At 40.2% G+C, this 12,767-nt stretch carries 10 protein-coding genes and 1 pseudogene; all 11 read right to left on the reverse strand.

All coding sequences use genetic code 11. From position 1 onward, the window contains the following. Positions 1–215: 215 nt before the first annotated feature. Complete coding sequence (locus PN470_RS06695; RefSeq protein WP_272104127.1) at positions 216–626, reverse strand: tellurite resistance TerB family protein; 411 nt, start codon at positions 624–626, stop codon at positions 216–218. Between the two features lies 1 nt (position 627). After that, on the reverse strand, positions 628–1,968 hold the full coding sequence (locus PN470_RS06700; protein ID WP_272104129.1) for a 16S rRNA (cytosine(967)-C(5))-methyltransferase: 1,341 nt from the start codon (positions 1,966–1,968) through the stop codon (positions 628–630). Beyond that, positions 1,965–2,558 carry an alpha/beta hydrolase gene (locus tag PN470_RS06705; protein WP_306307482.1) on the reverse strand — a complete coding sequence of 198 codons (594 nt, stop codon included), beginning with the start codon at positions 2,556–2,558 and terminating at the stop codon, positions 1,965–1,967. Before PN470_RS06705 ends, PN470_RS06700 begins: the two co-directional genes overlap by 4 nt. 283 nt (positions 2,559–2,841) lie before the next feature. Next, on the reverse strand, positions 2,842–7,077 hold the full coding sequence (locus PN470_RS06710; RefSeq protein ID WP_272104131.1) for a helicase-related protein: 4,236 nt from the start codon (positions 7,075–7,077) through the stop codon (positions 2,842–2,844). Between the two features lie 18 nt (positions 7,078–7,095). After that, entirely contained in the window at positions 7,096–8,394 is a 1,299-nt protein-coding gene (locus tag PN470_RS06715) for a type ISP restriction/modification enzyme (RefSeq protein WP_272104134.1), read from the reverse strand. Between the two features lie 17 nt (positions 8,395–8,411). Beyond that, the gene (locus tag PN470_RS06720) at positions 8,412–8,798 is read right to left on the reverse strand and encodes a type II toxin-antitoxin system VapC family toxin (RefSeq protein ID WP_130757333.1); all 387 of its coding nucleotides are present in this window, start codon (positions 8,796–8,798) and stop codon (positions 8,412–8,414) included. Positions 8,799–8,800: 2 nt separating this feature from the next. Next, the gene (locus tag PN470_RS06725) at positions 8,801–9,028 is read right to left on the reverse strand and encodes a type II toxin-antitoxin system Phd/YefM family antitoxin (protein ID WP_016514671.1); all 228 of its coding nucleotides are present in this window, start codon (positions 9,026–9,028) and stop codon (positions 8,801–8,803) included. 135 nt (positions 9,029–9,163) lie between these two features. Beyond that, positions 9,164–9,373: pseudogene (locus PN470_RS22325) on the reverse strand (hypothetical protein); the annotation flags it as partial. A 552-nt stretch (positions 9,374–9,925) separates the two neighbouring features. Beyond that, positions 9,926–10,150, reverse strand: coding sequence for a DUF4926 domain-containing protein (locus PN470_RS06730; protein ID WP_002735184.1), 225 nt, complete (start codon positions 10,148–10,150; stop codon positions 9,926–9,928). Positions 10,151–10,153: 3 nt separating this feature from the next. Continuing rightward, positions 10,154–10,480 carry a DUF6883 domain-containing protein gene (locus tag PN470_RS06735; RefSeq protein ID WP_002749521.1) on the reverse strand — a complete coding sequence of 109 codons (327 nt, stop codon included), beginning with the start codon at positions 10,478–10,480 and terminating at the stop codon, positions 10,154–10,156. A 3-nt stretch (positions 10,481–10,483) separates the two neighbouring features. Continuing rightward, on the reverse strand, positions 10,484–12,487 hold the full coding sequence (locus tag PN470_RS06740) for an N-6 DNA methylase (protein WP_271935026.1): 2,004 nt from the start codon (positions 12,485–12,487) through the stop codon (positions 10,484–10,486). Positions 12,488–12,767: the final 280 nt, after the last annotated feature.

The raw sequence follows: 12,767 nt of genomic DNA on the forward strand, positions 1-12,767 counted from the left end.
TAGGGTTTGCGGCAAAAAGTTTTTCGTGGGGGTAGGGTGTGGGGTGTGGGGTGTGGGGTGTAGGGTTTTACCGATTTTGAGGGGGTCAACTACCTAATTTTCAGGGAAAAAGTCCCAGAATTTTCCCCCCCATCACTCCCAGATATGGTACTTTTTGATTGACAAAAAGTCTAAAAGTCTTATCCAACAAGGTTTTTAGATTTATTCAGCAAACCTTAATTACTTTTAGTAATTGCCTTGTGGTACAATTTTTGAATTCCCGTCACTAATTTATCTAACATCGATCGATGGCTATCGTGAGTCGGATCAAAACTCTGCACTTTGGTTAATAATTTTGCTTCCTGTACGTCCACGTCGTCATCGCTATAGATTAAGGTGCTAATCGATGTTATTAGATCTTGATAGGTTTCTGGACTAGGATTATCGCCTAAATAGGACTCTAACCATCGATAACATTCACCAGTTTTAACTGGTTTTAGTTCCGATAATAGTGGTTTTATCTCCGGATCATCATCAAGTTTTTCCCTCACAGCTACCTGTCGTAAATAACTTCTTTCTGATGGTTGAATCACACCATCAATCCAAGCAACACCGATGAGAATTTTCAGTAATTGTTTATTTTTCATCTCACACTTCCTTGACTAACTTAGCCATAAAAAAACCGTCTTGATTATGTCGATGGGGTAACACTTCGATCGCTCCCGTTTCTGTATAGTATTCTGAGACGCATGAATTAGAGTCAGGAGTGGCCATTTTCCAATCGGGATGAGCCGCTAAAAACTGCTCGATCACTCTTTCATTTTCTAACGGATTTAAAGTACAAGTGGCATAAACTAAGATTCCCTTCGGTTTTACCCAAGTGGCAGCCGAGGCTAAAAGTTCCCCCTGTCGTTTGGCTAGTACAGGTAAATTTTCTGGTGTTTGTCGCCAACGTATATCAGGACGCTTGTGCAGGGTTCCCAATCCTGAACAGGGAGCATCGATTAGTACACGATCGGCGATGCCGCACCACTGGGGACGATCGCGACTATCCCCTAGATGTATTTCGATCGCTTTTAAGTCTAATCTTTTAATATTGGCTTCTAACTGTCGTAAACGGGATGCCGTTTGATCACAGGCTAATATTCTACCTCGATCGCCCATTAATTCGGCAATATGAGTGGTTTTTCCCCCCGGTGCCGCACAAGCGTCGATAATTGTCTCTCCGGGCTGGGGATCGAGTAGATAAGTGACTAATTGGGCGCTAATATCCTGTAGGGTGTAATTTCCGGCTCGAAATCCCTCTAAACGCTCAATATTGCCTAAACCAGAGGTTAAACGGCAAGCTAGAGGTAATTTAAGATGATGAAAAGTTATATTGGCTGATTCTAACTCATTTTCTAGGGCTTCTAGGCTAGTTTTCAGGGGATTAATCCGAATATCGAGGTCAGGAGAGCGATTAAACCATTGACACAGTTGTTCCGTTTCCGTAACACTAAAGCAATCTAACCACAATTGCACCAACCAATCGGGGAAACTGTGGAGAATACCCAATCTAGAAGCGGTATTTTCCGGCAAAATTAAAGGATCGTCGCCATTAGCAGTTAAACGGAGATATTGCCGCAGCATTCCGTTAACCACCGCCGCTAATTTGCCTAAATGACTGATTTTAGTTAATTCTACCGCCGTATTCACCGCCGCTGATGGGGGAATCTGGGAGAGATAACGCAGTTGATAAAGACCAATATGGAGAATTCGCCGTAAATCCGGGGGTTGCTGGGCCGCGGTTTTTTTCCCCAGGCGATCGAGCAGCGCATCCAAAGTTCTTTGTCGGCGCATTGTACCATAAACAATCTCCGTTGTCAAGGCTTTGTCAAGACAATTTAAGGAACTAGCGGACAAATGGCGATCAAGAGCGCGATCGGGATAGGCGGAGGAGCGATCGATATCGCGTAAAATCAGCAAAGCCAGCTGACGAGCATTATTCATGCAGTTTCCAGACGATTGCGGAGGAATTGGCGTAAAATAGTCAGCGCCGGAATGGGGATTTCGTGACCCATATTTAACTCGTGATATTCGACGTTAACCCCCAAACCAAGCAGTAAATCCCTGGCTTGACGAGCAGCAGCGATAGGAACGACGGGATCCTGCTTACCATGAACAATTAAGACATTTTGTGGACTTTGGGGATGGGGTTCACTGTGCAGATAACCACTCAGGGAACCCAATCCCGCCAAGGGTAAGGATAAACCCACATCCAGGGTCATCGCTCCCCCTTGGGAAAAACCGGTCAAAAAAGTCCGCTCTAGGGGAATGCCGGTGGTTGCTTCTAGGGAAATAATCCAATCGTGCAACTGTTGACGACTAGCGACTAAACCTTGATGATCGGAGGTTTCTAGCGCATACCAGGCGCGTCCCCCCGGCACTTGCGGATGATCAAAGGGAGCATTAGGAAACAAAAATTGACAATCAGCCAGATCCAGCATCGATGCAAGAGGGGCCAGATCCATGGCATCGGCACCCCAACCGTGCAGCATGATCACTAGATAGCGAGCGGGATTTTCCGGGGAAGGGGGAATGACAATCGGGTTAAAAGACAGAGTTTTTTCCTCGCAATTCTTTTTTCTCTCTATTCTATAGCGATTTTCCCCGGAGTAAGATGGCTGTGGGGGAGTCTTTTCAGTCAACAGTAATCAGTGAAAAGAAAACCTTGCTCCTTGCCTCATGGCTCTCTTAGGTTTGGTGGGTAAAATGTATTCTAAGATACATTACTCAAGAGCGAGGGAGTGGAGCGAACCACAAAGACACAAAGGACACAAAGATCGATCGATCATATAGTAAGTTAAACTTATCACACAGAACCTAGAAGAGCCAAATTCTCAGTAACATGGCTGAAAGAGAAAGTTTTAAACTGGAAGGTTTAGCAGTATCAAAGGTCAGTAAATTAAGCTGTTCTGTACCCTGAATCAACCCCAGAATAAATTTTTGATCATCGAGTTGGCTTGGTTCACCGTCAGTGTAATCTTTGAGCAGTTTTTGCACTTTCTTTGTTTCTTTAGCTTGGCTCAATTTATTTAGGGTATTTTTAACCATTTTTCGGTTAACGTTGGCGGGAAAAGCTGACATAGTTTGGATGCGCTTTTGAATCCTACTTAGTCGTTCTGAATTGAGTTGGATATTTTCTAAAATAGCAGTTTCTTCTAGGTCTTGGCTTAATTTTTGTTTAACTTGAACCAGTTGTTCATAAAGCTGCTGGGCTAGGTTAATGATTGGTTTCGCGGGAACAATCTGGCTGGCTTGAGGGGTTTTAAAAGCTGTGGCGATTGCTACTCCCAAACCATCATTTTCTCTGCTTAGATCGTTCCAATAAATTAGTTGATTTTGTTCGGGAATTGGTTGACCATTAGGGTCAAAGTAATCGAGAGTTAAAGCGACTACACTGGTGGGTAATTCCGAGGTGGTAAATTGACCGATAGTTAGGGGATTGGGCTGATATTTTTCTCCTAATCTTTCGTAGAGCTTCCGCAATTCTTCACTATGCAAAAGCTCGTTTTGACTGTAGAGGTTGCGGCTAGTTTCTTGTTTTTGATAGGTTTGTTCTTGAAAACTTTCTTGTTCGAGTTGTCGGGCTTTAATTAGATTGTGGATGAAGTCAATATAACCGGGGAGAATTTGATCGTCAAAGTAGGTATCTCCATAAACGGAAGCGCCCAACTCCTCTACATTACTGATATGGGGAATTTTGTCATCTTTGGCCAGTTCCCCAATTAGTTTCTTATTCAGGTTAGCTAGTCGGCCCGCTTGTCTGAGTAGCTGACTTTCACTGTTGGCGTAATAGATGTAAATATATTGGCAAGGATGGGATTTGGGGCGATCAATTCTGCCGATGCGCTGTTCCAAGACCATGGGATTCCAGGGGAGGTCAATGTTAATTAGATAGTCGGCATCTTGCAGGTTTTGACCGACGGAGAGGGTTTCTGAACCGATGAGGACGGCTATTTCCTGTTCTGGTAAAGGGCGTTCGTTCGGGTTTTTACAAGTGGCTTCGGGGGCAAATAAACGGAATAATTGTTGGCGTTGAATTCCAGTTTGCTTATTGTTTCCTCTGAGGGCGTTGTTTGGCGCAATCTTAACCGATTTTTCATCGATGTAGTAAAGTTTGTGACTGCCCATTGCCATGCCAATTCCTGTGGAGACAATGACCTGATTTTGGCTCATGTAGCGGTAGTAATCAATGACGGTATCGGAGAAAGTAGAAATTAGTAAAACTTTGTGACCATCAGCAACTAATTCCATGACTTTCCGGCTAACTTGCTGTCGTTTGTGGTCGGTGACAAATTCATTGGCTAAGAGGACTGAAATCTGCTGTAGTTGCTCTAAATCACTATGACAGTCAGCGAGAATGCGGTTATAGATATTTTTAGCTTCTAGGGGATTATTTTTCAGTTTATCGGTGGCCAGGTCAATAGAGCGGCGTAACTGTTGACGTTTTTCCCCTTTGTTGCTGTCAGTTTCTTCTTCATCTTCTTCGTCTTCCCAATAATCCTCATCCCCATTTTCTTCTATCCCCAACCAGTCGGTTTCTCTTCCTGTTTTTTCAGCTTGAAATTTGTAATGTTGTAAGAGAAATTGTTTTAACCCTTCGGCATCCGGGGTGACTTGTTCGAGTTGCTGTTTGAGTAAGGAAATGCGATCGCTAAAGTTTTTAATGGTTCGTCGTAGAGCATACATACTAGACTCTGCCCGTTGTAAAAACATCCGGCGCTGGTTTTTCAGTAAAGAACGCTGTTCCACTGTGCTGGTTAAGTAACGGATGGGGTCGGCAAAGGGAATAAACAGATTATCTTCAAACTGACTGAAGATCCGTTCTAATGCTTGTTCGGTTTCTGGTTCAAATTGGACGGGCAGCCATTGGGCAAGGCGTTGGGCATAGAGTTGTAAGTCTGGGGTGGCTTCTCTCAACATCTTGCGGGTACGCTGTAAGAAGAGTTCTCGATAGGTGCGCCGGAAAATATTGGTGGTATCGGTAAAGTTTTCTATTCCTATTTCTCGGCTGGCAAACCATTCTTTGACTTCGGGGGGAAAGCCTAATTCTTGGAAGCCTTCAGGACGGGTGAGAAAGGGAGAGAGGATGTTGTAGATGTCTTCGCGGCGGTTGTTCCAAGGGGTTGCCGTCAGGAGCAGGTAATATCTTTGTCTTTCAATCTGGCGATCGTGTTCTTTAATTTGCAGGCAGGTTTTATGGATGCGGTTGTTATAGTTACGGATGCCTTCATGAGCTTCATCGATGATGACTAAATCTGCCGCACCCCCATGGCGGGTAAATTCATCATAAAAGCGATCGCCGCCACGACTCATTAGGTTTTTATTGTAGAGTTCGTAGTGTTTCTTGGCGAGCAATCCTAATTCTGCCATTTCTCTCTCCCAGTTCGGGTGGAGTTTTTTGGCAGCAATAATGGCAATTTTAGTTTGAGGATTTTCTTCTAGGTAGAGTTTTGTTACCGCAGCCGCAAGGCGGGTTTTTCCTAAGCCTACCGCATCGGCACAAACCACTACGCCAAAGTTCTGCATGACTCTCAAACAATGTTGTGCGCCGGATTTTTGATGTTCAAACAGGATGTCTTGATTAACCAGTCGATCTAAAATGTTACTGGATTGAATGTTGAGCAGGTGGGGGCGTTGTTGGGCTAACCAGTAGAGAAAATCATCGGGGGTTCCCTGTTTTCCTTGCAAAATTAGTTCAATCGCTTGTTTAAATCCGGCTATTTCTTCCCATTCAGGTAAGGTTATTTCTTGTTTAATAGTTGGGGCTTGATTTGGCGTAATCTGATAAGTTCCCTGTTTCTCTTTGACTCTAAAAGTTTTTAAAGAAGTGGAGGGATGTTCGGGATCGACGGTGACAGTTCCTGTTAGGAGATGGGGTTGTTTTTCCTCTATTTCTACTGCGATTAAGGGATTATCGGGAATCTCAATTTCTTCAATTTTGTCTAGGTTTTTACCCTTAATTTTAATATTTGTAGTTGCGCCTGCGGGAAATTCTTGAGGACTAATTGTCTCTATTTGAGGTTGAATTTGTTGTTGTCGGCGCTGTTTTTCTACTAAGACTTGTTGCAAAAATTCTTGAGTTAAATCAAAGCTTAATTCTGGCTCTTGCCATTCTTGGTCAAATTCGATTATTGACTGTTGAATTGTCTCTAAATCTAAGGAGTCTGAGTAATATAAAAAGGTGATACTCTCGGCGTTACTACTATGAGCAGCACCAGTGAAGTTATCTGAGCCTTCATGTAAAATAGAGTTACCTAAACTATCGGTTAAAATCCCTGTTTTTTTATGATAAATACCTCTAGTTTCTTGCATTTTAACAAGTTTGATGGTAAGGATTCCCAACCTAACTAATTCCGCTAGAATAGTGGTACTGCTAAAGGTTTTATCAGCTAGTCCTTGTAAACATTCGGTTAAAGTTCGGGTAATATATTGTTGACGATATTCGGGGTTGTGGAGTTTTTCTAATTCTTGAACATCTCGTTTATTGGTGAAGCCTTGCCAGTCCATTAAGAGTTTAATCTGACCTTCATTTAAGACTAAATTAAAAAGAGGTTCTTCATAAAGTTTGAGAACTCCACTATTAAAGTAGGCGGTACTTCTTCTATAGATTTTAGTACGTTCTAAATAGGCAGCAATAAATTGATTGTATTTGTCTAGCTGTTCGGGTAAATTAAATCTACGTCTTTTTTTATGTTCTATTTCGATAAATGTTCCACGAATTAAGCTTTCTTCTTTGCTGGCATTTTCGAGGTTTAAGAATTGTTCAATAATGGTTAAGTTACTGGTGCGGAGTAAGGCAATGCTGGGGATATTCCCCTCTCGTTTAGGGGTATATTCAAAGATGTGAGCGGTGTTGAGTTCAATGCGGAACAGCTTATGAGTAGAATGTTTTTGTAGGCCCAAAAAACTCACTATATTTCGCAAGAGGTTCTCCGCATCTCGATGTTTAAAAACCAGCCAATAGTTATTATTGACACCTTTGATGTAATCTCCTTCGGGGTGGTAGTAGGGACGTTGTTTTTTTATCAAGTCTTGGATTACGGTTTCTAGCATAAATCTTGCTGGATATATTTACTTGATGGGAAAACTCGGAATCGCAGCATCGATTAACTGCATTAATTTGATGGTTTCTGCTAGGGCTACTACTATCTTATGATAGTGCAGTATATCCTCGTCTGATAGGGTGCGTCCTTTTCTGTCTTTTAACCATTTCTGACAAACTTGATAACCGCCAATATAGAAGTTCCAAACTGCTTCAGGTACTCCTCTAAAACAGTCTCCCTGTGTGTTAATGTGGACTTCTCCTTTGCTATATTTGGGATGTCCTGCCGCTACAATTCTATCGCTTTTACTCACAAAAGATAGATCCCCCCAACCCCCCTTAATAAGGGGGGCTTCCACTCCCCCCCTTTTTGAAGAGGGGGCTAAGGGAGGATCAAGTTTAGGAGATGTCATCAGGTGAAGCTGTACCAGTTGTTCTCCGTATTCTGCGAGTTGACGGAATAGGTTATCGTTGCTGGTGAGGGGTACTCTGGGAAAGTCTATCTTGAGAAATTCGGCGTAACGGCTGCGATAGGTGGGAGAATGAAAGACGGCGTAGATGTAGTAAAAGATGGTTTCTGGTGTGGGTAAGTAGCCGAGTTTTGTTTCTAGGGTTTTGAGGAAGTCTGGGGAGAAGTTGGGACGTTTTTCTTGTTGGAGTTCTTGAGCTTTATCGGAGTCGGGGTAGAGGTAGAGGGGAAATAAAGACTCACTTCCTTTATTATCTGATCTAATTGCTCCATCTGAAATAATATATTGACTAGCATAAAAATAAGATATTTTATCTCCTACCATTTGACGACGTGCGATTAGCCCAAAATTATCCCCCAACAACATATTTTTCATAACTTTTTTAACAGTTCGCCAAACCAAAGAATCATGATAAAAAATAAATCTATTATCAAAAGGACGATATAAAACAGGTGTAATATATTGTTCTAAATCCTCTTCTTTCCTAATTAGTTTTCTAGAATTTTCAAGATTCCAACCTTTTTTTAAAGGAATATTTAATTGATGGCAAACTTCCTCATCAGAATTATTAGAATTTCTAAAAATAGTTGCTCTCTCTAAAATCGGTTCTTTTTCAAAATCAATAACTACATGATCTCTAGCTGTTGTCATTCCTACACCATTAATAGGCATAATATCAGTAATCTTAAAATACTGTTCATATTCACCAAGTAAATCAGTATCTTGAGGAATCAACAAATAAAAAGGAGATTGAGGGTTAACCTCATGAAAATTAGTAGAGTTAACCGTATTTTCTTTTAATATTTGATATTTATCTTCTCTTAAACCGTATAAATGAGCGTGATAGATTTTAGCCATGATTAAACCTCCTCTTTTTATAAACGTTTAACTATATAACAATCAAATACCTGATCATAACTAATAACAGGAACATTTTCGGCTATTGCTTGAGCAATAATCATCCGGTCAAAAGGATCTTGATGCTGAAAAGGTAATTGAGCTACTTGTTCAAAATGTAGTAAATTAAGAGGCAAAATCTGAAAATCATTTATCTGAATTTGTGACTCAATAAATTCTCGAAAAGGTGTATCAAAAGTTAATTTTCTTAGACTATATTTGATAGCCATTTCCCAAATACTAGCTTGACTAAGATAAACCAGATTTTCTCTTTCATTAATCATAATTTTATGGTTATCTCGCAATTGTTTATTATTAGTGACATACCAAAGAAATACATGAGTATCTATTAAAACTTTGAGCATAATTACATATAATCCGCAAAATCAGTTAAAGGAGCATCAAAATCATCGGCTATCCAAACTTTTCCCGCAGCACTTCCGGGTTGACGCGGTGGTTTCTTGGCTAACTTGACAGGACTTAATTTAATTACAGGTTGATTATTTTCTGTAATAATAATTTCTTCACCTTTCAGGACAGCTTCCAATAACTCATTAAATTGATTCTTTGCTTGTTTTAATTCAACTGTATTCATTAGTGTACCCCACTGATAAACAATACAAACATTAGTTTAACCGAAAGGCTTTATACTTGCCTACGCTATGCTGAAAATTCAAACAATAACATTCTAGCTTATCTCCTAGTATAGCTCCTTCAGGGTTTGGTAGCTTCATGGTGTCATTAAGCTTTTTACCATTATACCAATACTAACCCCCTGCTGAATATCAAAGACATTTTCATCCTTACTACCATCAGGACAAATTTCTTTTTTCTTACTGTTACCATGTAAATCATAAATAAAAATCTCATCAAAAGTATTAATTAACTGTTGTTTCGTGCCTCGAAAAGTAGGATTATCTAAAAAGCCATGATTATTATTAACTCCTCCATTTGGGGCTCTTCTAGGTTCTGTGTGATAAGTTTAACTTACTATATGATCGCTCGATCTTTGTGTCCTTTGTGTCTTTGTGGTTCGCTCCACTCCCTCGCTAGGATTAATGTATCTTAGAATACATTTTACCCACCAAACCTGGGAGAGCCCATTTATTTGGGGTAAAGCTAAAGTTAACTGCTGCTTTTCTTCCCTTAACTTAATATCCTCTAGAGTGTTAATTAAATAAACCCCCAACCGCTAATTAAGATATCATCACAATATAGCTTTAAACTACGAGACATAAATAGCCTCCTCTTTGATAGAGTTAATAACTTGGGTTTTTAACATTTTTTTTGTTACTAAATCTACAGACAAACCCAAATTATCTTCTAAAAAAAACTTCCATATATTTATCAAAGGTAACTTTTCTTTGAAATTCTACTAATAAATCTAAATCACTTGTTGCTTTTGCTTCATCTCTAGCAAAAGGTTCATATTTTTACTCCATTATATTAGAACATATTTGGGTTCTACCGAACTTGTCATGCAAAAATAACACTAAAAAGAAACTGCTTGTTTTTTCGTTATCCCCATGGACACCAACTCAATTTGAGATTCAGACACTTCTACCGTATTTAGAGGAATTAACCCCTCTAAACTATAACCATCTTCTCCTTCAGGATTGGGATAATGTTCAACAATAGTACCCAAATCACCCTGACTTAAACCATACTCAGGTAAATCTTCAATTAAACGAACTTGGGTAAATAAACTAAATTTCATGCTCTAACCTCCTTCAAACGGAAATAAAGTAACAAATTTTGTTTCAGTAGGTGTAACCATCCAAATGGTTTTGACTGAGAGAATCTTATTATTAACTCCTCTTAAATTACCAATAATTTCATATTTTTGACCATATTTAGTTTTAGTGGTAGGAGTTGCTTCTAAAGTAAGGATTTGCTCTCTTAAATCTTTTTCTAATTGTACCCAATTATCTTGATTATAACCAGCTTGAGCTAAATATTGTGATTTATCATCTTTAGGCAATAACACTAAAAGATAATCTTTCAATTTAGCTGGAGAAATAACCGTCTTAGGATCAAGCAAAGCCATGAGTTAACTTACATCCATGCTTTTTACCATTATACCAATACTAACCCCCTGCTGAATATCAAAAACATTTTCATCTTTACTACCGTCTAAAGCGGTTTCTTTTTTCTTACTGTTACCATGTAAATCATAAATAAAAATCTCATCAAAAGTATTAATTAACTGTTGTCTCATGCCTCGAAAAGTAGGATTATCTAAAAAACCATGATTATTAATAAAAGCTAAAATTCCCTTTTGACTTTTATCAATTCGCCACTGTGCAAACCTGATAAATTTAACATAATCATCCTGTAACCATTTCGTATTTTTCTCACCTAAACCCTTGCCATCAATAAAGTAATAATCATTAACTAAATTTTTGATCCACTCATTATTATTTTCCGAATGACCAGAATAAGGCGGATTGCCAATAACAACCATAATCGGTTCATTTTTCTTAATCCGAGAACCTGCTTTTGCTTCCTCTGCTATTAACTCCTCCATTTGGGGTAAAGCTAAAGTTAACTGCTGCTTTTCTTCCCTTAACTTAATATCCTCTAGAGTGTTAATTAAATAAACCCCTAACCGCTTGCCACTCGCAAACTGATAACCCGTCTCCTCCAGAAATAACCCCAACTTTAGATGACAAATTGCATAGGGAGCCATCAACAACTCAAAGCCAAAAATCCGAGGTAATAACCTTTCCGAAACATACCCCGACCAAGACTTATCTGCTAACCCTGCCGTCAACGCGACCGGATTCTCCTCAAACCGCTTATGAATCAACTGAAATACCCATAATAAAAACGTCCCCGTCCCACAAGCAGGGTCAAGAATCATCACCTCTGGGTCCGCAATTCCCAACGGTTTATTAAACTTATCCTTAATCAACTCATCAACGGAACGCACTATATAAGACACCACAGGTTCAGGAGTATAATAAACCCCCCTTTTCTCCCGCATTTGAGGCTTATAAGCCGCTAAAAAGTCCTCATAAAAGCGAATAACAATATCCTCGCGGTTCATCTTATTGCGAAAATCCGTTAAGATTGCCTCCATTTTTGCCGCTCTGAGGATGCCAAACGCCTCACCGATACTATCAATTAACTCATCCCCCAACTCCGCCGCCGGACGCTGGGAAACATCTTTAAATAACTGCCTTAAAAAAGGGTTAGTTTCTGGTAATTCTTGCCAAGTATGGTAGCGATTAAAATCTCGTTTCGGATTCTTGACATAACTAAATACCCGCGCCGTAAACAAACCATAAGCAATAGTTTGAGCGTAAATATCACTAAAACTATAATCTTTCTGATCCTCAGAATTTAGCTTGAGATTGGGCAATAACTCTTTCCGAAAACTCTCTAATAATTTATGTAAATAACCCCCTTGATTTTCCTGACTATAAACATCAGGTATCGCCCGTTCAATGCGTTGGGTAACTGCGGCTAATTCGTGGGCTAACTCCTGAGCAGTTTCAGCAGGTTTATAGAAAATCCAATCAACTTGCGGGATTAAATTAAGAGCTTTTTCAAGAATTTTATCTGCTAATTCATCCCGATGTAACCTTGCTAACCTCGCCCTTAAATCCTCATCCTCAAAGGCAAAAGTTTGAATCCCCCGCTGCCGTAATCCCCCCTCAGTGGGTAAGATAAAAGCTACTCTAGCTTGATTTTTAATTCCCCCTAACTCCTCTTCAAAAGGGGAAAATGGGAAAAGTAAATACATGACAGGTTGATCCTCAGCAATTCTGTCAATATAGTGACCATAGATTTCCTGTTGCTGTGGCTCTGAAGTGAGAAACTGCTTAATTTCTTGGTCTGTCCCTCGATTTAATTCCTGATAAAAACCAACAGCAATAGGACAAGTTTCTGCGGCATCTTCTGGGTTGCCCCCCGGACGCAAATACCAAAACCTTGACCCTTGGGAGTCCCTTTCTAGTACGGGATAGTTAAGGATCGTTCGCAGAGATTCGGCTCTAGCGGACTCATCGCCAGTAACAATAGTTTTTAGTTGGGCGGCAGTGATAGGCATAAGACAATTATCCTATAAAATGATAATATTAAGTAGCTGGTTATAATTAAATTAAAAATGGATTTTAGGTTCGATCCCCCCTTAATCCCCCCTTGATAAGGGGGGTGCCGATCCCCCCTTAATCCCCCCTTAATAAGGGGGGTGCCGATCCCCCCTTAATCCCCCCTTAATAAGGGGGGTGCCGATCCCCCCTGCCCCCCTTGATAAGGGGGGTGCCGATCCCCCCTTAATCCCCCCTTAATAAGGGGGGTGCCGATAGGCGGGGGGATCTCCCTTAATA

The sequence above is a fragment of the Microcystis sp. CS-574 genome, assembly GCF_028329095.1.
GTDB classification, from domain to species: Bacteria; Cyanobacteriota; Cyanobacteriia; order Cyanobacteriales; family Microcystaceae; genus Microcystis; species Microcystis ichthyoblabe_A.

Excerpts from the sequence above, each read along its gene's own strand:
- PN470_RS06695 (WP_272104127.1), bottom strand. The coding sequence starts at position 626 with ATGAAAAATAAACAATTACTGAAAATTCTCATCGGTGTTGCTTGGATT.
- PN470_RS06700 (WP_272104129.1), bottom strand. The coding sequence starts at position 1,968 with ATGAATAATGCTCGTCAGCTGGCTTTGCTGATTTTACGCGATATCGAT.
- PN470_RS06710 (WP_272104131.1), bottom strand. The coding sequence starts at position 7,077 with ATGCTAGAAACCGTAATCCAAGACTTGATAAAAAAACAACGTCCCTAC.
- PN470_RS06715 (WP_272104134.1), bottom strand. The coding sequence starts at position 8,394 with ATGGCTAAAATCTATCACGCTCATTTATACGGTTTAAGAGAAGATAAA.
- PN470_RS06720 (WP_130757333.1), bottom strand. The coding sequence starts at position 8,798 with ATGCTCAAAGTTTTAATAGATACTCATGTATTTCTTTGGTATGTCACT.
- PN470_RS06725 (WP_016514671.1), bottom strand. The coding sequence starts at position 9,028 with ATGAATACAGTTGAATTAAAACAAGCAAAGAATCAATTTAATGAGTTA.
- PN470_RS06730 (WP_002735184.1), bottom strand. The coding sequence starts at position 10,150 with ATGAAATTTAGTTTATTTACCCAAGTTCGTTTAATTGAAGATTTACCT.
- PN470_RS06735 (WP_002749521.1), bottom strand. The coding sequence starts at position 10,480 with ATGGCTTTGCTTGATCCTAAGACGGTTATTTCTCCAGCTAAATTGAAA.
- PN470_RS06740 (WP_271935026.1), bottom strand. The coding sequence starts at position 12,487 with ATGCCTATCACTGCCGCCCAACTAAAAACTATTGTTACTGGCGATGAG.